General features: G+C 38.6%; 21 protein-coding genes. 6 read left to right on the plus strand and 15 right to left on the minus strand.

Annotation, left to right across the window (positions count from 1 at the left end):
- Positions 1–416 precede the first annotated feature (416 nt).
- The 4 genes from PN497_RS07405 to PN497_RS07420 form a co-directional block, all read right to left on the minus strand.
- A complete protein-coding gene (locus tag PN497_RS07405) occupies positions 417–2003 on the minus strand; it encodes an NAD(P)H-quinone oxidoreductase subunit 4 (RefSeq protein ID WP_096570314.1) in 1587 nt (528 codons plus the stop codon).
- Positions 2004–2253: 250 nt separating this feature from the next.
- Positions 2254–3087 (minus strand): DNA-formamidopyrimidine glycosylase, encoded by an 834-nt coding sequence (locus PN497_RS07410; protein WP_096570312.1) that lies wholly within the window; start codon positions 3085–3087, stop codon positions 2254–2256.
- 146 nt (positions 3088–3233) lie between these two features.
- Positions 3234–3452 (minus strand): photosystem I reaction center subunit IV, encoded by a 219-nt coding sequence (locus tag PN497_RS07415; protein WP_096570310.1) that lies wholly within the window; start codon positions 3450–3452, stop codon positions 3234–3236.
- Between the two features lie 311 nt (positions 3453–3763).
- Positions 3764–4348 (minus strand): PAP/fibrillin family protein, encoded by a 585-nt coding sequence (locus PN497_RS07420; protein ID WP_096570308.1) that lies wholly within the window; start codon positions 4346–4348, stop codon positions 3764–3766.
- 237 nt (positions 4349–4585) lie between these two features.
- Here PN497_RS07420 and PN497_RS07425 point away from each other — a divergent pair, with 237 nt between their 5' ends.
- Together PN497_RS07425 and mraY are read left to right on the plus strand one after the other, a co-directional pair.
- Positions 4586–4825, plus strand: a complete 240-nt coding sequence (locus PN497_RS07425) for a DUF3134 domain-containing protein (protein WP_096570306.1) — start codon at positions 4586–4588, stop codon at positions 4823–4825.
- Between the two features lie 82 nt (positions 4826–4907).
- On the plus strand, positions 4908–6011 hold the full coding sequence (gene mraY / locus PN497_RS07430; protein WP_272109868.1) for a phospho-N-acetylmuramoyl-pentapeptide-transferase: 1104 nt from the start codon (positions 4908–4910) through the stop codon (positions 6009–6011).
- Between the two features lie 69 nt (positions 6012–6080).
- Here the strand turns inward: mraY and PN497_RS07435 are convergent, their stop codons facing one another.
- From PN497_RS07435 to PN497_RS07455, 5 genes are all read right to left on the minus strand, one after another.
- A complete protein-coding gene (locus PN497_RS07435) occupies positions 6081–6587 on the minus strand; it encodes a MogA/MoaB family molybdenum cofactor biosynthesis protein (protein WP_096572765.1) in 507 nt (168 codons plus the stop codon).
- 245 nt (positions 6588–6832) lie between these two features.
- Positions 6833–7402 (minus strand): Uma2 family endonuclease, encoded by a 570-nt coding sequence (locus PN497_RS07440; protein ID WP_096570302.1) that lies wholly within the window; start codon positions 7400–7402, stop codon positions 6833–6835.
- A 162-nt stretch (positions 7403–7564) separates the two neighbouring features.
- On the minus strand, positions 7565–7900 hold the full coding sequence (psb28, locus tag PN497_RS07445; protein ID WP_096570300.1) for a photosystem II reaction center protein Psb28: 336 nt from the start codon (positions 7898–7900) through the stop codon (positions 7565–7567).
- A 108-nt stretch (positions 7901–8008) separates the two neighbouring features.
- Positions 8009–8461, minus strand: coding sequence for a D-aminoacyl-tRNA deacylase (gene dtd, locus PN497_RS07450; protein WP_096570298.1), 453 nt, complete (start codon positions 8459–8461; stop codon positions 8009–8011).
- A gap of 147 nt (positions 8462–8608) precedes the next feature.
- On the minus strand, positions 8609–9724 hold the full coding sequence (locus PN497_RS07455) for a CobW family GTP-binding protein (RefSeq protein ID WP_096570296.1): 1116 nt from the start codon (positions 9722–9724) through the stop codon (positions 8609–8611).
- Positions 9725–10223: 499 nt separating this feature from the next.
- Between PN497_RS07455 and cysS the strand changes: the two genes are divergently transcribed.
- The 4 genes from cysS (at position 10224) to PN497_RS07480 (ending at position 15415) form a co-directional block, all read left to right on the plus strand.
- A complete protein-coding gene (gene cysS / locus PN497_RS07460) occupies positions 10224–11681 on the plus strand; it encodes a cysteine--tRNA ligase (protein WP_096570294.1) in 1458 nt (485 codons plus the stop codon).
- Between the two features lie 357 nt (positions 11682–12038).
- The gene (locus PN497_RS07465) at positions 12039–13487 is read left to right on the plus strand and encodes a TldD/PmbA family protein (protein WP_096570292.1); all 1449 of its coding nucleotides are present in this window, start codon (positions 12039–12041) and stop codon (positions 13485–13487) included.
- 373 nt (positions 13488–13860) lie between these two features.
- Positions 13861–14043 (plus strand): hypothetical protein, encoded by a 183-nt coding sequence (locus PN497_RS07475; RefSeq protein ID WP_096570290.1) that lies wholly within the window; start codon positions 13861–13863, stop codon positions 14041–14043.
- A 22-nt stretch (positions 14044–14065) separates the two neighbouring features.
- Positions 14066–15415, plus strand: coding sequence for a TldD/PmbA family protein (locus PN497_RS07480; RefSeq protein ID WP_096572764.1), 1350 nt, complete (start codon positions 14066–14068; stop codon positions 15413–15415).
- Between the two features lie 197 nt (positions 15416–15612).
- Here PN497_RS07480 and PN497_RS07485 read toward each other — a convergent pair whose 3' ends face one another.
- The 6 genes from PN497_RS07485 to PN497_RS07510 form a co-directional block, all read right to left on the minus strand.
- Entirely contained in the window at positions 15613–15810 is a 198-nt protein-coding gene (locus PN497_RS07485) for a hypothetical protein (protein WP_096570288.1), read from the minus strand.
- A 614-nt stretch (positions 15811–16424) separates the two neighbouring features.
- On the minus strand, positions 16425–19550 hold the full coding sequence (gene infB / locus PN497_RS07490) for a translation initiation factor IF-2 (RefSeq protein ID WP_096572763.1): 3126 nt from the start codon (positions 19548–19550) through the stop codon (positions 16425–16427).
- Between the two features lie 839 nt (positions 19551–20389).
- Entirely contained in the window at positions 20390–20659 is a 270-nt protein-coding gene (locus PN497_RS07495) for a YlxR family protein (protein WP_096570286.1), read from the minus strand.
- Positions 20660–20810: 151 nt separating this feature from the next.
- Positions 20811–22094 carry a transcription termination factor NusA gene (gene nusA, locus PN497_RS07500; protein ID WP_187038934.1) on the minus strand — a complete coding sequence of 428 codons (1284 nt, stop codon included), beginning with the start codon at positions 22092–22094 and terminating at the stop codon, positions 20811–20813.
- Positions 22095–22224: 130 nt separating this feature from the next.
- On the minus strand, positions 22225–22686 hold the full coding sequence (gene rimP / locus PN497_RS07505; RefSeq protein WP_096570282.1) for a ribosome maturation factor RimP: 462 nt from the start codon (positions 22684–22686) through the stop codon (positions 22225–22227).
- A 207-nt stretch (positions 22687–22893) separates the two neighbouring features.
- On the minus strand, positions 22894–24324 hold the full coding sequence (locus tag PN497_RS07510) for a hypothetical protein (RefSeq protein ID WP_096570280.1): 1431 nt from the start codon (positions 24322–24324) through the stop codon (positions 22894–22896).
- Positions 24325–24585 lie beyond the last annotated feature (261 nt).

The following is a 24585-nucleotide window of genomic DNA, read 5'->3' on the forward strand; positions in this document are numbered from 1 at the left end:
TAATTTTATTTTAGAATATTATCGGTTATGTTGAGTGATACTTTTTAACCATAAGGGTAACTATCAAGATAGAAAAAAGAAGTCGAGGATCTGATCTTTCTAGAATTACTCATCTACAATTATAAAACTGGATCTCACCTTAAAAACCGCAAAATTTCCGCAATAGTAAAGAGTAAACCCCTTGACACCGCCCGAAAACCCTGTTATGCTAATCTTGACGAGGAAGAACTATCTTCTGTGCATAAGCAATTACAAGTATTTTCAAATAAGTAAGGGCGAAGCATTCGGAAAGAAAATCAATGGTTTCAGGGATAACTTATCCTCCGAATGCTTCGCCCCTACTATGGTTCTCTGCGTGAGAAAAAAATAGGGGCAGTTTCCACAACCCCCCCCCAAAACAACTTGTAACTTAACAACTACTCAGCACTAGCTAAAGTGGGAGCAGAAAAGATTTGAGAATATAAACTTGTAGGTTGTTGACGAGCTACCACAGGCAACACTTGACGCGCATGAGCCGCAACTTCTACAGTTTTCACATCATAAGTTTCTGTCACCAACTTAGGATAGAAACCAATACCGATGATAGGAAGTAACAAACAAGCAGTGATGAACAACTCACGAGGTTTCACATCAGCAACTACAGTATCTAAATGCAACTCTTCACTTTGCTTACCGTAGAACACCTGACGCAACATAGAAAGTAAATAAATAGGTGTTAAAATCACACCCACAGCAGATAAGAAAATAACTACAACCTTGAAACTAGAACTATAAACGTCGCTAGTACCAATACCCAAGAACACCATTAACTCACCCACAAAACCACTCATACCGGGTAAAGCTAAAGAAGCCATTGCACCAGCAGTAAACAGAGCGAAGGTTCTGGGCATTACCTTAGCAATACCACCCATTTGATTCATCATTAAAGTATGGGTGCGTTCATAAGTGACACCAGACAAGAAGAATAAACTAGCAGCAATTAAACCATGAGAAACCATCTGTAACACCGCACCACTAATACCAATTTCGGTATAAGATGCAATGCCTATTAACACAAAACCCATGTGGGCAATAGAAGAGTAAGCTAAACGGCGTTTGAGGTTAGTTTGGGCAAAAGCACAACAAGCACCGTAAACAATATTAACTACACCTAAAATTGCTAGAACTGGAGCAAAAACAGCGTGGGCATCACCTAACATTTCCATGTTAAAGCGAATTAGGGCATAACCACCCATTTTTAATAACACACCAGCTAAAATCATTGAACCGGGTGCAGATGCTTCACCGTGGGCATCAGGCAACCAGGTATGAAAGGGGAAAATAGGTAATTTTACACCGTAAGCAATTAAGAAACCTGCATAGAGAGCTAATTCTAACAGTTGGGGATATTCTTTAAGTCCCAATTCTGTCATGTTAAAGGTGAAGTGATCACCATAAAACGCCATTGTTAAACCAGCTACGAGAATAAATATAGATGCGGCTGCTGTGTAGAGAATAAATTTAGTAGCTGCGTAACGGCGGTTTTTGCCTCCCCAAATAGAAATCAATAAATAAACTGGTACTAATTCGATTTCCCACATTAAGAAGAATAATAACAAATCTTGGGCGAGGAATACACCTAATTGGGCGCTATACATTACCAGCATTAACGCATAAAATAAACGCGGCTTATTGGTTACTTTCCAAGCCGCGAATATAGCTAATGTGTTAATTAAACCTGTGAGTAATACTAAGGGCATTGATAAACCATCAATCGCTAATGCCCAATTTAAACCAATTTGAGGTATCCAACTATATGTTTCTGTGAGTTGTAAAGCGGAAATTTGGAAATCGTAACCTTGCCAAACCGCATAAATCATTAATGCTAAATCTGCAAAAGCTACTCCTAAACCATACCAGCGAATGGTTTTACCGTCTTTGTCGGGAATGAGGGGAATGGCTAAGGATGCCACTAACGGCAAAAAAATTATGGCTGATAGCCAAGGAATTTGTATCGGATTCATCACTGTTGACAATCAATTTTGCATTTTTCTTTTAATTAGATTATATTAAGAAATCGTTACTTTTGTAAACACATTTCTTAACATAATTTCAATCCAGGTAATAAATAGTAATAAATACTTACTAAAACTGCCTAGCCGCTATTCTAATCATAAATTTTTGTAACGTCAACAAAAAAACGGCTAAATTGGCCGCCATTTTCAGATATAATTTTTCTCCTCATAAAATTTTAACAGCGATATAGACTCAGCACTAACTTTGACACTGAGAACAAAAATGACTAGAACGCCCACCTAGTTTAATACGCTGGATGGTATTACTACAAACTTTACAAGGCTCTCCAGCACGGTTATAAACCCACGCTTCACCGCCATAATTGCCGTTAACGCCTTTAACATTGAGGAAATTACTAAAAGTTGTCCCACCTGCGGCAATACTGGCGGATAAAACATCAATTATCGCTGTTCTTAAAGGTTCTATTTGTTTTTTCTGCAATTCTGTACAGATGGTGGTAGGTAAGATGCCACTTTTAAACAAAGCCTCATCAGCATAAATGTTACCTAATCCTGCTACTATTGACTGGTCTAATAAGGCTGTTTTAATCGGACGACGGACTTTTTGCAGTTTATTTGCTAAATACTCAACTGTAAACTCTGGGGAAAATGGGTCTACTGCTAGTTTGGCTAAACCTGTAATAATACTTTCTACAGGTACATTCCCAGGAACATACCACATTTGCCCGAAGGTGCGCTGATCTACAAAGCGTAATTCTTGCTGATCTCCAAAAAATAATCTTACTCTTGTATGTTTGTGTAAGGGTTCATTTCGATTTAACCATAATAATTGCCCTGTCATTCGCAGATGAACGCCCAACCAAGAAGAAGGGGAGAGTTCAGCTAAAAGATATTTACCGCGACGATGCCAAGATGTAATGGCACTGGTTTTAATATTTTCTATAAATTCTTCAACAAAAAAAGGGTGGGCGATGATGCGTGGTAGCAACACATCGCCCCCCGTAATTTCTTGATTTAGGGTTAATTGATTTAAACCCCGTCGTACTGTTTCAACTTCAGGCAGTTCAGGCATTTTCAGAGTAATGATTGCTGGGTGTTTAGTTTAGAGTCATACCTCAACCGTAGATTAAGGGCATGGAACCAGCATATTTAGTTTACTGCTTTTCCATGTTTTTATACTCAATTCTCAGCACTCAGGACTCATGACTGTTGTATTGCTTACTTTTTAGCAGCAGGTTTAGCTTTGGGTGCTTCCACTTCTACTAATTCATCTAAAGCAAAGTTGTTGGTGTTAACACCAGCGTAATTAACACTGGGGAACCGGACAATTACAGGGTACTTAATTCCGCTTTGATCTACAGTAGCAACAGTACCTACTTCTTGAAACCAGTAGGACTCGGGGCGGAGAATACGTACTTTAGAACCACGTTGAACCATGATTATCTTCCCTTTGAATGTTCAATTGAGAATAAATTAGGGCTATTTGATTTCACTCTACAACTAGAAGGTCTTTACTAGCGTATTTGTTAAGTTATTTGTCATAAGTTAGGGAACTGGGGAAGAAAATTTTAGATTTTAGATTTTAGATTTTAGATTGGAATTGACAAAAACAATCCAAAATCCAAAATCCAAAATCCAAAATTGAATTACCAATTACCCGAAAAAGTATCAAACCCTACTTGACAAAGTACCTATAATAGAATAATGTCGTTCGCAAACACTTTTTGCGAATAAATTGCCTATGCCTTTTAAGCTTTGCTTAACACAAAGACACTCCCCTCGTTACCTCTGCCAATACGCAGATCATTGTCTAGATAAGTGATGTCCAACCATCCTTGTTGTTGGTCGCTGTTGATGGGAAAATCAAAAGCGGTAAATTTTTTGCCTGATTCAATTTGTTGGATAAACGTTGCAGGTGATTTGTAGGCAATTAACCTTTGTAAGCCAAAAATAAAACGTTGAAATTTGACTTGGACTCGACGTTCGGAAACAGGTTCAAATTTAGCAGCTACGCTAACTAATCCTTCCAAAGACGGTAGTCCATAAATTTCAGCAATGTTATAAACACTGTTAGTTTCGACTCGAATACATTGGTAAATTTGACCAAGTTTACAAAGAGGGAAACGATCCAGGTTTAATAAGGCCTTGCTGGTGGTGTAAAGTAATCGCCAATCACCTTCTAGTAAATGGCTGGCTTGCATTGGGCGGGGTGTGGGGTTAAAGTCTTCTAGACTGGCGATCGCTGCTAGGATAACCTGTTTTTGGGTTTCAGTTGCCAGTAAACCCCGGTTTGTACCAGCAATTGCATCTAAAAGCGTACTTTTTGTTACCATAACTCTTGACCTCAAAATATAGCTATGAAATCAGGATTAACAAGGGTTAAATGTTATATGTATAGGCTGGTGTAATCGTCGAAGAATAGCTTGCTGTTTGGCGTAGGGCTATTAAATAAATTTTTGTGTTTAATTCGGATAGATCAATCAAAGAGTTGAATCATTAACTAAATTATCCCGTATCAAATGATAGACTCTTAATGTCCAGAACTTGTACCTTTTTCTGTCTTCGTTGATATGTTAAATTCTCCCCTAAATGAGCAACCCCGGAACCAAAGAGCTACTGTAATTCCCTTGAAGCAAAAGTCTTCGATGTTAGACTGGTTGCAGTCTAGCGGTCGTCTCATCGCTCGTGACTTTAACGAATCGACTTTTTCGGAGCCTGAAGAAGAAATATCTGATTTTTTGGCGGGAGAAGATGGAATTGCTGACCTTGACTATGATGATGATGGCGATATCAGTATAGATGAGGACTAGTCTTGAGGACTGTGGGGACTGGGTTTGATCAATAGTTTCGGTTTTCGGTTTTTTAAAAGTGTGGAGTGAAGGGAAATTTTTTGTGGACGCTAAATTATCTCCAAACCAAGGATTAAACATTTCTGGAATTGGGCTGGCCTCTCTGTTAGCTCTCTCGCTGACTACAACTGCATTGATTTTAGATGGGCTAGGACATAGAGTATTCTGGCAAGCTAATTCGCTGACTATGCCGTTTTTTCTATGTGCTGTAGGCGCTGCTGCTGCTGGTTTTTGGGTTGTGCCGTTGCTACAAGCTTTGAAAACAGGACAAATAATTAGGGAAGATGGACCGCAAGCGCATCTGAAAAAAGCTGGTACTCCGACTATGGGGGGGATCTTTTTCATACCTGTAGCTGTAACAGTTGCTTGTATTTTGTCTAATTTTGCTCAGGATGTACTTGCTGTTTCTGTGTTAACTCTCAGCTATGGCTTAATAGGCTGGATCGACGATTGGCAAATTTTGCATCGAAAATCAAATAAAGGTATATCTCCAAAGATGAAATTGGCTTTGCAGATTGTTTTTGCAACTGGTTTCTGTGTCTGGATGATGTTTAACAGAGATTTTAGTATAACAAATATTGCCTTGCCTTGGGTTGGTTTATCTTTGCCTCTGGGTTTACTTTTCTGGCCTGTGGCTGGTTTTGTGTTGGTTGCAGAAAGCAATGCTACTAATTTAACTGATGGTATTGATGGGTTAGCTGGGGGAACAGTGGCGATCGCCATTTTTGCTTTAGGCGCTTTAATTGCACCCACTTCACCTGATTTGATGATATTCTGTGCAGCTATGAGTGGTAGTTGTGTAGGCTTTTTAGCCCATAACCGCAACCCAGCCCGTGTTTTTATGGGTGATACCGGTTCTCTGGCTTTGGGTGGTGCGTTGGCTGCTGTAGCACTGCTTACTAATAGTTTAGTAGCCTTGTTCATTCTCAGTGGTATCTTCTTTGTGGAAACTCTGTCTGTGATGGCTCAAGTCAGTTATTACAAAGCTACCAAGGGACCAGATGGGAAAGGTAAACGGTTATTTAAAATGGCCCCTTTACACCACCATTTAGAATTATCTGGTTGGACAGAATTGCAAGTAGTTGGTGCGTTTTATATCATTGCTGCAATTTTGGCTACTATATGCTTGACAAGCATTAAATTTTGAGATTTTTAACAAAATATCAATAACACAGCCTAGATCCCCGATTTTTTGAGCAGTCGGGGATCTTGTTTTTTAGTGATTTTGCATTTGTTTGAAAAGATGGATGATTTCTGGTAGTATCAATTTTTCCATTCCCAGACGGACTGCGTTACTAGAGCCGGGAAGGGAAAAGATTAATTTATTTTGATAAATACCAGCTACAGCGCGAGAAGCGATCGCTCTAGAACCGATTTCTTGATAACTGAGAAAACGGAATATTTCGCCAAAACCTGGTAAAGTCTTTCCTAATAAATTAGCGATCGCATCATAAGTAGTATCTCTAGGTGCTATTCCTGTACCACCATTAAAAATAATTACATCTACATTCTGATTTTTACTGATACTTTCTATATATGCTTGGATTTTGTCTGGTTCATCTTTGATTATTTGATAATCTGCAATTAAATGATGAGCAGATAATAATAAATCCTGTATTAATTTTCCACTTTTATCTGTTTCTGATGTGCGGGTATCGCTGACGGTAACAACTGCACATTTTACTGTGATATTTTCTCTATCTGGATGTGGATGTGATTTGATCATATATGAATATAGAAAATGCAATTACTATTATTAATTTTGCTATAGTTTACTCCCTTCCTACCTGAATAATACCGATTTAATAAACCACGAAGGCACGAAGAACACGAAGGAAGAAGGAAGGAAGAAGGAAGGAAGAAGAAATGTTATATCTTGATTATCTATATCTAAGAACAAATACTTCAGTTGTGTTTGAATTATCGGGTTAGTGTAGCTTCTACTACTGCTAAAGTTTTCATTAATTTCTATCCCTGTAAAACCTCACCCACAGTTAACTTAATATCAGCAAATAAAGGTGAAGAAATCACCATATCATCAGTAAAAATATGCTCATCATAAAAACCTTCTACCCATTCTAAAATTGTTACTTTTTTCTGCATGGGATCAACTATCCAATATTCAGCAATACCCCGCGCTGCATATTCTGAACGTTTATAACGATAATCACGATTTTCTTGGTTAGAACTGACTACTTCAACTACTAATAAAGGAGGTGGCATATCCATTAAAATTAAAGAGCGTGTAGCGTCTTTCATTTCTTCTGCTAATTCTTCTGAAAATATCACTAAATCAGGAATACGCACCCCCACCATTTTACTATTTACAGCTATTTCTGTTTTCATACTCAAGCGGTAATAGGGAATACCTAACTTAGAAAAATAGATTAATAAAAATGTGGCTATGCGCCGATTTAGTTCGCTTTCAAAAGGCATAACAATTAATTCTCCATTTTCTAATTCATATAAATTATCTGTACCGTCATCAAATTGTAGAAACTCTTCAAAAGTCATTTTTTTAGCAGTTGCAACTGTCATGATTATTACTCCTAGAAACTGCTGATATTTACTAGATATTTACTATTTTAACAACCTAATTAAATCGGGTGATGGGGTACAGGATGCGGAGTGCGAAGTGTGGAGTGTTGATAACCCAATCACTAATCACCAATTACCAATCACCAATCACCACTAAGTAATTTAAGATTTACTTAATCCTAAATCATTCTCTTCAGCGTACCGATTCATAAACCGCATAAAACGATCCCATTCTTCTACACTTTTCATCAGGTAAACAGCTTCTACTGCTTCTGGTCTACCATTAACAAATTTACCCTTGACTTCACGGGTGATAATTTCCCCCTCTTCGTCAATCATATACATCCCTGTAATTTCTTCTGTACTATTTTCACTGAAGGCTTGGGGATTTTCAAAAGTAAATGTTGCTGTTCCACTATCACCACTACGTGATCTTGTTAACTTTACTTCTGGAACTACTGGTTCGTCAATGCCTCTAGAAAATTGGATTTTTGCCATGATGAATGTTTGTTTAAGTTTTATGATCTTTAGGTTAATATTCTCTCATCATATAGCAGCGATTTGGCTATCTTGATTAAATCTGTTTTTCATTTTGGGTGGGTGTCGCTAAATAGCTTCTTTTTCCAAAATTAAAGTAACTGGTCCATCATTTTCAATTGCAACTTGCATCATCGCGCCAAATTTACCAGTTTCTACCCTTAAACCACTTTCCTGTAATTTTGATACAAAGCGATTATATAAATCTACTGCTAATGTGGGTGTAGCAGAACAGTCAAAGGAAGGACGACGACCTTTACGACAATCACCGTATAATGTAAATTGACTAATTACTAATAATTCCCCATTAATTTCTTGTACAGATTTTTGCCATTTATCACCACCTTCATCATCGGGAAATAAACGTAATTCTAAACATTTACGCACCATCCAATCAATTTCCCCATCAGTATCAGTATGAGAAATACCCACAAGTAAATTTAAACCTCGACCAATTTTACCAACAATTTTCCCGTCTATAGTTACTTGGGATGATTTAACTCTTTGAACAATAACGCGCATATTTCAGATTTTTTACTAACGATAAAGATAGGGGTTTAGCAATGCTAAACCCTCACAGGAGTCAGGGTATGGGGTGATGGTGTGAAAATTTTTTAACTGTTCCCTGTACCCTTATTTCTCAATTACCAATCACCAATTACCAATTATCTATTTCCCGAAACCTTTACCTTTGCTAACTGAAGGTAAACACAGACAATTTTCTAATTGCTGAAGTAAAGTCTCTTGATCCAAATTTTGACCAATTAAAACCAGTTGATTTTTCTTTTCACCTTTCCATTGATCATCATCAATAGTGAAGCGTTTACCGCACAGGTGGAAAATATGACGTTGTGGACTTTCTTCAAACCACATAATACCCTTAGCGCGGAAGACATTTGTGGGTAGTTGATTATCTAAGAAATATTGAAATTTTCTAATCGAGAAAGGTTGATCACTTTGAAAAGATATGGATGTAAAACCATCATTTTCTAAGTGATCAGAGTGGTGATGATCATAGTCGTGATGGTCATGTCCACAGGTAGAATGATCATGGTCGTGATGTTCATGTTCGCAGGTAGAATGATCATGATCGTGATGATGATGATCATGTTCATCGGTTTCTGAATCAAAATATTTATCAGATTCAAATAACCCAACACTGAGAATTAAAGGAAGTGGAACTTGAGAATTTTTAGTTCTGATAATTCTTGCACCTTCCTTAATATCGTTAATCTTTTTCTCTAATGAATTTAAAGCAGCTTCATCAACTAAATCGGTTTTATTGAGCAGAATTACATCACCATAAGTAATTTGACTAAATGCAGCTTGAGAGTTGAATAAATCCAAACTATAATTTGCTGCATCTACTACAGTGACAATTGAATCTAATCGGGTTAAATCTCGCAATTCAGATCCTAAAAATGTCATTGCTACAGGTAAAGGATCTGCTAAACCTGTAGTTTCAACTACTAGATAATCTAGCTTTTGTTCACGTTCTACAACTTGGTAAACAGCATCAACTAAGTCATTATTAATGGTGCAACAAATACAACCATTACTAAGTTCCACCATATTATCATCTGTAGAAACAATTAATTCGTTATCAATACCAATTTCGCCAAATTCGTTAACTAAAACAGCAGTTTTTACACCTTGCTGATTAGTAAGAATATGATTTAGTAAGGTAGTTTTACCACTGCCAAGAAAACCAGTGATAATGGTAACAGGTAATCCCTGTTTGGTTGCTTCCATTACGTGAGATTCTGAAGTAACTGCTGATGTCATATTTATGAAGTAGGGTTTGAGTCTATTTTGAATGTTAGCGTGATTTGCAAAAATCCGAGTAGCTGTTAATTGTCACTTGGGAAGTGTTTGTTAGCTAGTTATTTTATCATTTTTTGAATCATTTATAAATTGCTTAAAGTGATGTTTTCATTGATGCAATTCTCAATAGCAATAGTTGTTGTTTGAAGATTTGCAATATCAGAAATTATACCTAAACCTAAATATAAAGTTAAATCATTTTGATCTTGGGTTAAATTACGCCAACTCTGCAAAATTTACTTGTTTAGTTCTGGGTAAAGCTAGAATCATAAGTTACCTAACTCTGACAACTATATTACATGATATTACTGGAAATCAACTAGAGAACTATATTTAGATATCATAGATGATAAGAGCGATCGCTTTTTACTGTATCTGTAACTTAATCTGTCTCACCTATCCGGTTACTCACTACATACGCTATCATTGCTAATCGTTAGATTGCCTTATCCCTTATATTATGACCCTATCTATTTACAATACTCTCACCCGTCGTCAAGAAGAATTTAAAACCGTCGAACCTGGTAAGGTAAAAATGTATTATTGCGGTGTGACGGTTTATGATTATTGCCATTTGGGTCATGCTAGAGCTTGTATTGTTTGGGATGTAGTGCGTCGCTATTTACAATTTATTGGTTATGGTGTGCGGTATATCCAGAATTTCACGGATATTGATGATAAAATTCTTAACCGCGCACGGGAAGAAAAATCAACAATGGAAGCGGTTTCAGAACGCTATATCCAGGCATATTTTGAAGATATGGGACGTTTGGGGATAAAAGAAGCAGATGAATATCCTCGTGCAACTCATACCATGAATGGTATCCAAAGATTAATTCATGATTTAGAAACCAAGGGTTTTGCTTATCCTGCTGATGGTGATGTTTATTATGCGGTGCGAAAGTTTGATCAGTACGGTAAACTTTCAGGACGGAAATTAGAAGATTTACAAGCAGGTGCAAGCGAAAGAGTAAACGTAGAAGATCCAGAATATCAGAAAAAGAAAGATCCCTTTGATTTTGCCTTGTGGAAAGCTGCAAAACCTTCCGAACCTGCGTGGGAGTCACCTTGGGGAAAAGGCCGCCCCGGATGGCATATAGAATGTTCTGCAATGGTGCGCGATCGCTTGGGTGATACCATAGATATTCATGCTGGTGGTGCTGACTTAATTTTCCCACACCATGAAAACGAAATTGCCCAATCAGAAGCAGTAACCGGTAAACCTTTAGCTAACTATTGGTTACACAATGGCATGGTTAAAGTTGATGGTGAAAAAATGTCTAAATCTTTAGGCAATTTTACCACAATCCGTGATTTATTAGATCGTGGAGTTGACCCAATGGCATTAAGATTATTTGTGTTAATGGCACAATATCGTAAACCCATTGATTTCACAGATGAAGCAATTTTAGCAGCAACAAACGGCTGGCATACTATTAAGGAAGGTCTGCTTTTTGGACATCAACACGGTGAAAAGTTGGGTTGGGAAAATATCGAATTAAATAACGCCAACATTGATAAATCAGAAGTTGAGAAATTTACTAATGCAGTGGATGATGATTTTAATTTTCCTGGTGGGTTAGCGGTTATTTTTGAATTAGCTAAAGAACTGAGAAAAGAAGGAAATATCATTGTTCATCAAGGAAAAACAGAAACTCCCGCCGATGAATTATTTAAACAATGGCAAACCTTAACTACATTAGCAGAAGTTTTAGGTTTAACCGCCGAACCAGAAGCAGAAACAACAAAAACTAATGGTTTAAGTGATGCAGAAATTGAGGAATTAATTCAAAAAAGACAGGAAGCAAGAAAAGCCAAAAACTTTGCCGAATCTGATAGAATCAGAGATGAACTCAAAGCCCAAGGAATTGAATTAATTGATAGCAAAGAAGGTACACGCTGGCAACGGAGAAATTAAAAATTAAAAATTAACAAAGCATCGTCATCTGAGTTGTGAACATGATTTTTTAAACGAACCGCTCCAGACGCAGAGGACACAGAGGTAAAGACAAAAAAGATGATTGAATCTTACTCATTTCTCATTCTAATATTCCCCCTATTCTTCTCTTCTTCCTTCGTGTTCTTTGCGTCCTACCCTGCGGGAACAGCTTCGCTGAACGTGGTTCATTCTCTTGAAAAATTATTCACAACTAACCAATATCTCAGAAACTCTTTTCCTCTGTGTCCTCTGTGGTTTATATTCTTTACACCATATATAACTTATAATGTAAAAACAGATTTTTAACTTTGAATTTTTTAATTTTCAATTTAACCTATGTGGAAAGAACTAACAACCGCCATATCTAATTTTAACATTCCTGCTGATTGGATCGGTATTCGTGCAGTCAAAGAAACAACCAGAACCCATTTTGTCAGAGATGGTTTACCCCAAAGCAACGGTAAATCATTAACAATGGGAGCAATGATAGAAGTGATGGTTAATGGTAGTTTGGGTTATGCTGCTACCAACTCTTTAACATTATCATCATTGCAAAATGCCGCAGAAATAGCTTATAAACAAGCAGTTGCAGCAAGTGAATTTTGGATATATCCCTTTAGTAAAAATACCCGTCCCAAAGTCGTCGGTGAATATAACTCACCCTTTTTTAAACCATTAAATTCTATCAGTCCAGGGGAAATAAATGATTTATTAATGAGAATTTGTCACGGCTTAAAAATTAGTGATAAAATTGTCCAAACCGTAGCCAATATTAACACATCTGAAAAAGAAACTTGGTTTGTTAGCAGTAACAGTTCAGAAGTTTATCAAAAAATCATTTCTTTAGGAAACCATTTTGGTGTTATTGCCCAAGATGGTAATATTGTGCAACAACGTAGTAATAACGGAATGCACGCTAATTGTTATCAAGGTGGATGGGAAGTATTAAAACAAGATAATTTATGGCATCGAGTCCAACAAATTGCTGAACAAGGATTAGAATTATTAACAGCAGCAGAATGTCAAAATACACGCACTAATTTGGTTTTAGCACCTGATCAAATGATGCTACAAATTCATGAAAGTGTGGGACATCCTTTGGAAATTGACCGCATTTTAGGAGATGAAAGAAACTACGCAGGTGGTAGTTTTGTGAAACCCGAAGATTTTGGTAAATTAGCATACGGTTCACCTTTAATGAATATTACTTTTGATCCTACCGTTGAAGGTGAATTTGCCAGTTATAGTTTTGATGATACTGGTACAAAAGCCACCAGAGAATATATCATTAAAGATGGCATTTTACAAAGAGGTTTAGGTAGTTTAGAAAGTCAAAATCGTTCTGGTTTGCCAGGGGTAGCTTGTGCGCGTGCTACTTCTTGGAATCGTCCACCCATTGATAGAATGGCTAACTTAAATTTAGAACCAAATTTAGAACCAGGAAACACAAATTTTTCCGAAATGATAGCGGATATAGAACATGGTGTTTACATGGAATCCAACCGTTCTTGGTCAATTGATGATAGAAGACATAAATTTCAATTTGGTTGTGAATATGCCAAATTAATTGAAAACGGTAAACTCACTAAAACCTTGCGTAATCCTAATTATAGAGCTACTACGCCCGAATTTTGGCACAGTTTAATTAAAGTTGGGAATGATGCAAATTGGGAAATGTACGGTACACCATTCTGTGGTAAGGGAGAACCTAATCAAACTATTTGGGTAGGACATGGTTCACCTGTTTGTATATTTGCAAATGTAGAAGTTTTTGGTGGTGGTTAGAAACAGACTGGGAATTAATTCCCAGTCTTATAGCAAAAGTCATCTAGAGAAGAAAAAAATTATCAATTGCTTTTTTTATTAGCAGAAATACCAAATAATTTAAAATCTCAAACATCTAATTTAGAAGTTAGTGATAAATGACGACAATTATCTATTGCACTAAAAAGTAATCATTTATGGTAGGAATAATTCATGAATTGTCTCTAAAACGGTTTCAGATTATGCAAATTGAATTACCACCAAATGTATAATCAATGCTACAATCAACCAATAACTACTTGATGCTATATCAATATGATGATTGCACAAGACTTAGAACAAACAAAAGACATCTCCCCAGAGGTCACATTTCCCCCTAGTGATTTATATAGCGATGAACCACCAGTGGAAACAGAACTGCACACCAGAAGAAACCGCAGAAGAGGAAACTAAGAAAGCAGTAAAATCAGAGAAAAGAGCAAACCAAGAAGCTAAACGAGCAGCACAAGCAGACGCAAGAGCAGAACGTTTAGCGGCAAAATTGCGAGAATTAAATATTGATCCTGAGAACATTTAAAGCGACTTTTAAAAAAATGAAAATGCAAATTGAAGAATTATCAATCTTAGAAAGTAACTTTAATCAACTGATAGAAATGCTGCTTGCAAAAAAAGCAGATAGCGAACATTTTACCGTCAGACTTAACAGCGAAAGAAGTCAATTTACCCGTTTTAATCATGCTAAAGTTAGACAAACAGGACTAGTTGCTGATGGTTCAATTACCCTAACTTTAATGGAAAATCAGCGCAGTAGTTTCTGTAAATTTCCTTTTACTGGTAACTGGGATATAGATTGGCAAACAGCATACCAAGCTTTACAAGATTTACGAGAAGAATTACATCTATTACCTGTTGATCCCTATTTGGTTTTACCTACAGGAAATAATGTTAGTAGAGAAGTACATACAGGTAAATTATTAGCACCGGAAAATGTGGTTAATTCTATTTTAGAATCGGTTGCTAATTTAGATTTTACTGGTATTTATGCTGGGGGAGTGATTATTAGAGGTTATGGTGATTCTAATGGGCAAAAACACTGGTTTGCAACTGATTCTTTTAATTTAGATTATTCTTTAATTATCAAATCAGGAAAAGCGGTAAAAGGTACTTTTGCTGGTAGTGCATGGGATGAAGCTGCTTATGTAGATAAGATAAATGATGGGAAAAAACAATTAGCTTTATTGTCTCGTCAACCCAAAGAACTACCTAGAGGAAATTATAAAACCTATTTTGCTCCTGCTGCGGTAGCTGAATTATTGGGAATGCTTTCTTGGGGTGCTATTAGTGAAGCTTCTATCCAACAGGGAAATAGTGCTTTAGCTGCTTTATCACGTCAGGAAAAACAACTTTCATCTAAATTCGTTTTAAAAGAAAATTTCACATCTGGTTTAGTTCCCAGATTTAATAATTTAGGAGAAATATCACCAGAGGAATTAACTTTAATAGAAAATGGTGTTTTGGTAAATAGTTTAGTTAATTCTCGCACAGCTAAGGAATATAATAAACCTGCCAATGGTGCTAATAGTTCAGAAACTTTACGTTCTCCTGAAATAAAGACAGGTGATTTAGCTTTTGCTGATATTTTACGCAGTTTAGATACTGGGTTGTATGTTTCTAATTTGCATTATTTAAATTGGAGCGATCGCCAAACTGCTAGAATTACAGGTATGACTCGTTATGCCTGTTTTTGGGTAGAAAACGGAGAAATAGTTGCACCTATAGAAAACCTCCGTTTTGATGAAAGTCTTTATCGCTGTTGGGGATCAGAAAATTTAGTTGACTTAACCAACTTTCAAGAATTTATTCCCGAAGTCGGTACTTATGAAAGTCGTCAATTAGGTGGTACTTTAGTTCCAGGAATGCTGGTGGAAGATTTCACATATACTTTGTAGTTTATAGCAGGTCACAGGTGACAGTGTAATAGGGAATAGGGAGGAAAATTTGAGATTTTAGATTTTAGATTTTAGATTTTAGATTAGAGTTGACAAAAACAATCCAAAATCCAAAATCCAAAATCCAAAATCAATCACTCCTGACTCCTGACTCCTGACTCCTTTTATACCTGGTTATTGTGAAAAATGTTGTTTTCTTAATAAGCTAAAGTTTCTAAAGTTTCTCGTAAATACCGTTGTACTTGCTGTTCTAGGCGCAAACCCTTTAACTGAGCATTACTTTCTAGTTGCCAGCGTTGGAAACCGGAACTAGCAGAAATGGCATACTTCAGGTTTTGCCAAATGTGAGCATCACGAGAAAGCTGGCCGGTGATAGAAGCTGAAATTTGAGCCATAGTTCCTCATTCCTCGTTTTTCAATTTTAGAGTCAAACAATTTTAGATTTTAGACTTGAAATGGATTATTGTTTTGCCTAGAACGACAACAAAGAAACCAAATAAGCTAAATCTAACATTTTTTAAATGGGGCAAGAGGTGATCCATACCTACCCCGAAAATTTTCCAATCTTATTTAATCTTTTCTCAAGATAACGGTTACACAGCAACAAATTCTGTGTGATTGATCACTAAAACTAAGGATATTTTCGGTAAAATTCTGCCAAATAAGCTTTTTAAATTAACCAAAAGATTTTTAACTCAGTAAGTGGGCGTTGAAATTTATCGTTGTGGCAAGGCAAGAGGCAAGAGGCTTTTAGCGATTTTACATTTTGTAATATACCTCAGTTTTTTTATGCCAACTTACTTATGGGTTTTAAGCTGTTTTATCTGTGTGATAGATAGTTATTTTTTTCTTTTATCTCTTCGCTCTCACCTGTCACCTGTCACCTGTCACCTGTCACCTGCTACCTGCTATATGAGTGCTGAGATTTATGTATGTGAATGTTGAAATAAAACCTATATCCATTCAACACTCATCAATTTACTCAGCACTCAAAAGTTGGTACTCAAGACTACTTAGTTAAGGTCAGGGTACGGCGTTTAGTTACCATTTGGTAAGCTTCGATGATATCATTTTCAGCCCAGTCATGGAACTTATCAATACCAATACCACATTCATAACCAGAGTTGACCTCGCGCACATCTTCTTTCATCCGTTTGAGGGAATCAAGAACACCTTCGTAGATCACCTTACTGCCGCGACGAACTCGCACTTTACAGTTACGAACCAGTTTTCCAGATTGTACATAACAACCAGCAACTGCGCCACGACCGACTGGGAAGACAGCACGGACTTCTGTTTGTCCTAAAGGTTCTTCCACTAACTCTGGTTCTAGTAGACCTTCCAAAGCTCCTTGGATATCTTCTAGTAGTTTGTAGATGATGTTGTATTCCCGCACATCCACACCTGCTTCATCGGCAGCTTGTCTAGCACCACTAGCATAAGTAGTGTTGAAGCCAATGATGACAGCGTTACTTGCCGCAGCTAAGTCGATATCTGTTTCTGTAATTTCTCCCGCAGTAGCCAATAACATCCGAATTTGTACTTCGTTTTGAGGTATTTGCTTGAGAGAGCCGATAATAGCTTCTACAGAACCTTGGACATCGCCTTTGAGTATCAAGTTGAGTTCTTTCAACTCGCCTTCTTGAGCTTGAGCCGATAGGGTTGTGAGGGTAACTCTTCCTTGTAACAAACGAGATTGACGTTGTTTGTCGGCTCTATCAGCAGCGATCGCTCGTGCTTGTTTTTCATTCTCGAACACTTCAAACTCATCACCTGCTGCGGGTACATCGCTTAAGCCTAGTACCTCAACCGCACAGGAGGGAGTAGCAGCTTCTACACGCTTACCTCGATCATCTACCATTGCCCGGACTTTACCAAATGCCGATCCCGCAACTAGCATATCTCCCACTTGGAGAGTACCGTTTTGAATCAACAAGGTAGCAACCGCACCCTTAGCTTTATCTAAGTGAGCTTCTATGACTGTTCCCTTAGCCACACGATTGGGGTTAGCGGAAAGTTCTCCAACTTCTGCCACCAAGAGAACCATTTCTAGCAGTGTATCCAGGTTTTCGCCCCTGATCGCACTCACAGGAACCATAATTGTCTCACCACCCCAGTCTTCTGCGGTTAAACCATAATTGGTCAGTTCTTGTTTAACCCGCTCTGGTTGTGCGCCTTCTTTGTCAATCTTGTTAATAGCGACAACAATCGGTACACCTGCGGCTTGAGCATGGCTAATCGCTTCCACTGTTTGCGGACGTACACCGTCATCTGCGGCTACAACCAAAATCGCAATATCTGTCACCCGCGCACCTCTAGCCCGCATTGCTGTGAAAGCTTCGTGACCAGGAGTATCTAGGAAGACAATCTGTTGTTGCTTACCATCATGTTCTACATCAACATGGTATGCGCCGATATGCTGGGTAATACCACCTGCTTCACCCGCCGCCACTTTAGTTTTGCGGATGGAGTCCAGTAGAGTAGTTTTACCGTGGTCTACGTGACCCATAATTGTCACCACGGGAGGACGACGAATCAGATGCTCCAGATCCTCAATGTCAATCATTTCTGTGACTTTGCGGGCTTCTGCTTCTGGTTCAGCCGTTTCCACTTCTACCTCTAGTTCTTTAGCTACTAGGGTAATGGTGGGAATATCCAGATTTTGGGTGATACTTACCGCCATGCCTTTCATAAACAGGATTTTCACAATCTCTGTATCGGCAATGACCAAAGCATCCGCCAACTCTTGTACTGTCATTGGTCCTGTGACAACCAGTTTTTCTGGACGCTCACGCTTAACTTCTACTTCCTGCTGACGGCGATTTTGGTCGCGTTGGGAACCAGGCTTTTTGTTTTTCGTGGGTGCAGATGTAACCAATGTTGGTTGCTGTGCAGGTCGAGCAGCCTTGGGCTTGGGTGGACGAGCTATAGACAGGCTGACTTGGACTGCGGCTGGAATTTCCAGACCTTCTTCATCCAGTAAGTCGTCTTCTTCAAAATCATCATCGAGGATGGGTTTAGCTCGCTTGCCTTTAGGTCCAACCTTGGCTTTCTCTTTGATTTCGTCAATTATTTCTTCTTCTTGCCACTTCTTCCCACCTTTAGATAGGCGTGGTGGTGTTGGCCGTTTCAAATCCAGCAAAGCTGGTGCGATCGGCTCATCCACCAATGCCTCTTTTTTACCTCCTCCAGACATTGGTTTGGGTGGAGTGGCTACAGGCATGGCGGCTACAGGTTCAGCAGGACGTGTTGGCCTGCTGGGTCGTTGCACCTCAGTTGATGGTGTGGGTGCAGATTTACTTCCCCTGTGTTCTGGTTTCACAGGTGATGGAGTTGAGCGACCCTGTTTTTGTGGTGTCTGCTCTGCTGTTCCTTTGTTGCCCCTGGGTTTTGAGTGTTCTCTTTCCTCTTCACGCCGTTGCTGACGATCGCGTTTGAGAATTGGTTTTTCCGCAGGAGATAGCTGTTCTGTGGCAGAAGCTTTTTCTTCCACAGGCCTTGCTGGTGGAGCAACCAGTTGCGGTTTTTGGGGTTTTTCCGGTTTGGGTCGATGACCAGCCGGTTTTTCTGGTTTTTCCGCTTTTATTTTTTCTGGGGCTGCTTGGACATTGGGTTTATGATCTGTTTCTGCCACAGGTTTCTGTGGTGTCTCAGATTGATTCCGGGGTACAGGTCGAGTTGGTGCCGTCGGTTTCATGGGTGAGACTGGTGTAGCGAAAGGCCGTGGAGGTGATGGAGAATTAGCTGTAACTTCGCCATGTACACTATCAGACGAAGCAACTTGGCTATTGGTAGCAACTGACGCTTCTGAGGCGTTGGAGGTAGTGTTTCTCAAGATTTTGGGTTTGCGAATTTCCAAAATTTGTTGTTTATGGGGTGCAGCAGGTCGGTTTCGGGAGCCAGTTTTTTGTGAATTTGGTTTATGGCTGTTTGTACCTAATTCCTTTTTGGGCGTGACACTCGTGGCTGGGAGTTTTTCCGCAGCCTGTCGAATTTGTTCTGCCTCTGTTTCTGAAATCGTGCTGCTATGGCTTTTGACCGCGATGTTGAGCTGGTCGCAAATTGCTAATAGCTCTTTGTTATCCAAATTCAATTCCTTTGATAATTCGTAGATTCTAACTTTGCCGTTGTTCATCCACTCTTTCCCCTTTAATTTACAGTTTTAACGGATGGTTGCCTGGTTTGCGACATCTCCATCCTTTGATCACTGTTTTTTAGGTTGCCCTTGGTGATGTTGCCGGTGCCTCCAATAATTAGGAAAGAGAGATGTTTCGGTTTAATACTGGCATCCCCACCGGGAATGATGGTTGACTGGACCCCATAAAATTTTTCTCAATAAAAAATTTTTTTGGGCATCCTTGATGCCGAACTGCGCTTTAACGCTACCAGGTTGCCATTTTTTAGGTTTTTGTTTTGCTGATTCTGAGTCTTCCACAACACAATCGAGTAAAACTTGTTGGGAGTATTGCTTCGTCTCTCTCCATTTTTAGAGAGCCACTTGCCTTTTACACCCATTTACTATTTTGGCACTAATCCGATACAAAAAGCTAACTAATGCTAACAAGCTTTGATGCTTTTCCTTCCTGCTTCATCAGTTTCGACTACTCTCACTGAACTCCTAGAAGTGTCGGCACTATCTAGTCTACAGGCTTTCAGATTGGGTCTATCTCACCCTACTATTAAGTATTTAGGCTTGGTTCTCACCTAAAATACCTATCAATAATAGCATTTTCTTGTTTGCCCTGTCTGCTGACTCTCAGGCTACAGGATCTTTAGTATTCTCAATTCTCAAGTTTTTTTGTCAATGAGTAGACATAAATCTTGATCAAATGTGAGCATTTGTTAGCTTTTTTTAGGAAAACACTAACTAGCTTTTAACCTTTGTCTGACACAGCCTCTCTGGTATTTTAACCTTTGATCTGGCCGGAAATCAGGCAGTAGACTACCTTGGGCAAACCAGAATATTTAGTTTAATTAAATTTGATTTGGGGGATTGCGTTCACTAAGTCGCTGCCACAATGTTTGATACAGTGTTTCTGGCACTGTTCCATGTAGCGATCGCCCTAATCTATTTTTTTTCTGTGCTGCTTGTAGGCAGTCAGCTTGCGGGCAAATATAGGCAGAACGCCCCATGCCCTGATCTAATTGTACCTTCCTAGATGGAAAGACGCGGACAATCCGCCAAAACTCTTGTTTTTGTCCTACCCGGCGACAACTAATACAACGCCGATAGTTTGGTTTCATCGGGTTTTTGTTCAGTCATGTGAGCAGTTTTTACTTGCTTGAGATACTTACCTCAGATTTGTTTTTGTTAATTTTCACACTTGCCAAATGTCTTCTAGTTTACCGTGAACTGTTGATAGTGAACAGACTATTGTCAAAAAACATTTGAGAATTAATCTGTCTCTTCCTCGTTAGTTTCAAAATTATCATTCTCTAATTCTAATTTGTCCTGATATTCATCTTCTAGTTGTTCCATCTCGGTTTCATCATTTTCTGCCTGATATTTTGCTCTCACAGCTGCAAATTTCGCATCTTCTGCGGCATAGTCATATTTAGCTTGATCTTTAATGTCAATTTTCCAGCCTGTCAGTCTGGCAGCTAATCTCACGTTTTGTCCTTCTTTCCCAATAGCTAAACTCAGTTGATCTTCTGCTACTAAAACGTGGGTTTGCCGACTTTCGGGATCCATTAAGCGCACTTCATCAACTCTGGCCGGACTCAAGGCATTGGCAATGTAAGTTGCTGGATCTGGAGACCAGCGAATTACATCTATTTTTTCACCCCGCAATTCATTGACTACCACTTGAATGCGTGATCCCCTCGCGCCAATACAAGCTCCAACTGGGTCTACATCTCGATCAAGTGTATCTACTGCTATTTTAGTCCGTGGACCGACATAACGGGAAGGAGGATTTGCTTCTCTAGCTACTGCCACTATTCGCACTACTTCGTCTTCAATTTCTGGGACTTCGTTGGCAAATAAATAAACTACTAACCCAGCATCAGCACGAGATACTAATAACTGTGGACCCCTTTGTTGTCCTTGGGAAACTTTTTTTAGATATACCTTAAAGGTGGTATTGGAACGGTATGTATCATTGGGTAGTTGTTCCCTTTTTGGTAATTCTGCTTCTACTTCTGGCTGACCAAAACCGCTGCTAACTGCCAAAATTACTGATTGTCTTTCAAATCTTAAAACTCTTGCTTGTAAAACGGTACTTTCTAAATCTTGAAATTCTTCTTGCACCATTTGACGTTGTTGATCCCGCAATTTCTGTGCCAACACTTGTTTAGTTTGCATGGCTGCCATGCGTCCAAATTCTCCTTGATCCGGGGTGACATCTAAGACCACAGAATCACCTGATTGAGCTTCTGGCGCAACTTGTTGTACTTCATCTAAGGAAATTTGATGATCTGTATTAGTAACTTCTTCGACTATTGTTTTGGTAGAAAGAACTCGAAATCCTTCTCCTTCAATATCAAGTTCTACTTCAAAATTATCAAAATAATTTTCATCAAATTGTCGGCGCTCTAAATTTTGGGCGCGGCGATAACGTTCGTAACCTTTAAGTAATGCTTCTCTAATAGATGATTGCACTGCTAAACGTGGTAAATTTCGCTCGCGGCTAATGCTTTCAATTAAATCTTTTAATCCAGGTAAAGTAACCATTGACATAAGCAACATCTCCTTAATTTTTAAATTTTTATGTCAGCAACCAGCAATTTTTTGTATTTTAAATCTGGGATTTTAGATTTGTATCTAAAACCCTGAATCTAAAACCCTGCATCTAAAATCTCAATTTTAGTTAACTGCCCTCATCGAGTTGCACCCTGGTAACGAGGGAACGGGGTATCTGTACTACACGACCTTTTTGGTTTAAGTAAATTTTTGTTTCATCCCGGCGCATCAAGTTACCAATCCACTCTTGTTTTCCTTCGTAGGGTTCAGAAGTGGAGATCACCACGGGAAATCCTTTAAAGGAAATAAACTCCCTGTCTGTGTTCAATTGTCGGGAAATTCCAGGACTGGAGACTTCCAATACGTAAGCATCTGGAATCATCTCTGTCGCGTCTAAGGAGGCTTCTAAAGCACGGCTCATTCGTTCGCAATCGTCTAAACCAGTATCCTGTTGAGGGTTACGGATATCTACCCGCAAAACTGGTGGACGTTGGTTGGTATGAAAAACTATGCCAACTACTTCCAAACCCAGTTCTTCTGCTACTGGTTTCGCCAATTCAATAATTTGTGGAACTAAAGGATGAGTCATGGGAAAATTCAATAAAAAAAGTGGGCTTCTACCCACTTCCGGCGATAGGGATATCTTCCAAGAAGTCTTGTGACGAACCTGTATTGGTTCGCCCCTAACATGAGTGTAGCGTATTTTTTTCGTTAGTCATTAGTGATTGGTGACTGGTGATTGGTAATTGGGTTATTAATTTACCTATACACCCATGCACTCAAAACATATACATTTTTACGCTCCAAAGCTTTTATCAATAACTGTGGGAACAGTAGCTTGCGATCGCATCCTTCTTGTTTGTTCGATAATTTGCTCAATATCTTCTTGGGATAGACGTTGAACATAATTAATTTTCACTTCTTCTAAAAAGTCATTGAGCAAACTTTGAATTTCTGAAATTACGTGTTTTTCCTGAATTTCTGCACCTAAAACCGTATTAAATTTTTCCACTAACTGACTAGAAAGTTGGGCTGCCACTGGATCTTTAAAGGCGCTAACCAAGGCAAGATATAGGTTTGTGGTGATTTGATTGGCCAATTGTTCACTTAGCTGATTTTGTGCCTGTCCTACTCCTGGCAGCATGAGCAGGTTACGATAAACAGGTACTTGCCTAAAAGCAAGTTCGATATTGTGCCGCAAAATGGCATTCATTTCTGGTTGTATTTTTGGTAAGACTTGAGTAACGATGGTTTGTATTAACAGTCCTGAAAGTGCTTCTAATTCGTTAATATTATTAATATCAATGTAGGCACGCTCTTTTTCCGGTTGTAATAACCACCTAGTAATATCACCGCGCTGTATTGAAACCTGCATTTGGTTAATTACCCGCACTACCACAATTTCTGTGATTTCTTCGGCAAAATTGGCTACTATACCTTGGTGAATTTGCCTTCTCACTAAATGTAGATCAATTAACCCGGCTTGATCTAGACGAACTAATACTGGCAAAACTCGCAACCAACGCCAAAAGGGAATTACTAAAAATAGGTCATACCAACGCCATAAAATCGCTTCTAACCAGCTTAAATGGCGATTTTGACGTTCTATATAAAAAGTACGTAATAGCAATTCTAAGCCAAATATCACGACAAACGGTAAATCAATTAACCAAAAATCATCTATAAATTCGCCATTTTCGCCTATTTGGCGATAATAATTAGAGGCAATGCCTGGACGAATTTGCTGGTTAAAAAAATTAATTTCTTGTATCCAACCCCGTTTAGATAAATATTCCACACTCCAAAAAGTAGCAAAGGCGCGTTTGGCTGATTCTTGACCGATGTGTTCCCGCATCCGGTTTTTAATTTTTTCCAGAGTTCCACTTTTACCCGCACCTGCAAAGGGATTACTATCAATCATCTCGTTGCTGAGACGGCTGATTTCTGCTAACTTGGTTTTTACTTGAGGGGAGTTTAAACCGGTTTGGCTAACTTGTGCTTCTAAAGCTGCTACTGTTTCTAGATAATTTTTCGTGTCTCGATGGGGTTCAATACCTTTAATCGGGTCATAAATCTGGGTGATTTGGGGAAGTTGGCGAAAATAGAAATCCCGCCAAGGTACGTAACTCAAATCAAACACTACTAACCCTAAGTTAAGACTGGCTGCGATCGCCATTAACTTTTCCAACCATAGATTAGCTTGTTTTCGAGGTTTTAATTTATTCATTATTAGTTAATTTCTATACTCAATATTAAGTTTTTCTCTTCTTTAGTGTAAGATATTGTTTAATTATCTACCTCATATCTCTGGTTTTTACAGCAGTTTTCATGTCTTTAGACCACAGTAAGGGCGAAGCATTCGGATGATAGTCTTAGGTAAAAACCGATAATTAATTGTCCGAATGCTGATGCTTCCAGCACGCTTCGCGAACGCCCCTACATTGTTGACGCGAAACCTAAATCAAAATGTGGTTTATTTACCTGAAAA

Origin of the sequence: Sphaerospermopsis kisseleviana CS-549 (genome assembly GCF_028329225.1) — a bacterium.
Lineage (GTDB): Bacteria > Cyanobacteriota > Cyanobacteriia > Cyanobacteriales > Nostocaceae > Sphaerospermopsis > Sphaerospermopsis kisseleviana.

Coding starts and splice junctions, on each gene's coding strand:
- PN497_RS07405 (WP_096570314.1), bottom strand. CDS start 2,003: ATGAATCCGATACAAATTCCTTGGCTATCAGCCATAATTTTTTTGCCG.
- PN497_RS07410 (WP_096570312.1), bottom strand. CDS start 3,087: ATGCCTGAACTGCCTGAAGTTGAAACAGTACGACGGGGTTTAAATCAA.
- PN497_RS07415 (WP_096570310.1), bottom strand. CDS start 3,452: ATGGTTCAACGTGGTTCTAAAGTACGTATTCTCCGCCCCGAGTCCTAC.
- PN497_RS07420 (WP_096570308.1), bottom strand. CDS start 4,348: ATGGTAACAAAAAGTACGCTTTTAGATGCAATTGCTGGTACAAACCGG.
- PN497_RS07425 (WP_096570306.1), top strand. CDS start 4,586: ATGTTAAATTCTCCCCTAAATGAGCAACCCCGGAACCAAAGAGCTACT.
- PN497_RS07440 (WP_096570302.1), bottom strand. CDS start 7,402: ATGACAGTTGCAACTGCTAAAAAAATGACTTTTGAAGAGTTTCTACAA.
- psb28 (WP_096570300.1), bottom strand. CDS start 7,900: ATGGCAAAAATCCAATTTTCTAGAGGCATTGACGAACCAGTAGTTCCA.
- dtd (WP_096570298.1), bottom strand. CDS start 8,461: ATGCGCGTTATTGTTCAAAGAGTTAAATCATCCCAAGTAACTATAGAC.
- PN497_RS07455 (WP_096570296.1), bottom strand. CDS start 9,724: ATGACATCAGCAGTTACTTCAGAATCTCACGTAATGGAAGCAACCAAA.
- cysS (WP_096570294.1), top strand. CDS start 10,224: ATGACCCTATCTATTTACAATACTCTCACCCGTCGTCAAGAAGAATTT.
- PN497_RS07465 (WP_096570292.1), top strand. CDS start 12,039: ATGTGGAAAGAACTAACAACCGCCATATCTAATTTTAACATTCCTGCT.
- PN497_RS07475 (WP_096570290.1), top strand. CDS start 13,861: ATGAACCACCAGTGGAAACAGAACTGCACACCAGAAGAAACCGCAGAA.
- PN497_RS07480 (WP_096572764.1), top strand. CDS start 14,066: ATGCAAATTGAAGAATTATCAATCTTAGAAAGTAACTTTAATCAACTG.
- PN497_RS07485 (WP_096570288.1), bottom strand. CDS start 15,810: ATGGCTCAAATTTCAGCTTCTATCACCGGCCAGCTTTCTCGTGATGCT.
- infB (WP_096572763.1), bottom strand. CDS start 19,550: ATGAACAACGGCAAAGTTAGAATCTACGAATTATCAAAGGAATTGAAT.
- PN497_RS07495 (WP_096570286.1), bottom strand. CDS start 20,659: ATGAAACCAAACTATCGGCGTTGTATTAGTTGTCGCCGGGTAGGACAA.
- nusA (WP_187038934.1), bottom strand. CDS start 22,094: ATGTCAATGGTTACTTTACCTGGATTAAAAGATTTAATTGAAAGCATT.
- rimP (WP_096570282.1), bottom strand. CDS start 22,686: ATGACTCATCCTTTAGTTCCACAAATTATTGAATTGGCGAAACCAGTA.
- PN497_RS07510 (WP_096570280.1), bottom strand. CDS start 24,324: ATGAATAAATTAAAACCTCGAAAACAAGCTAATCTATGGTTGGAAAAG.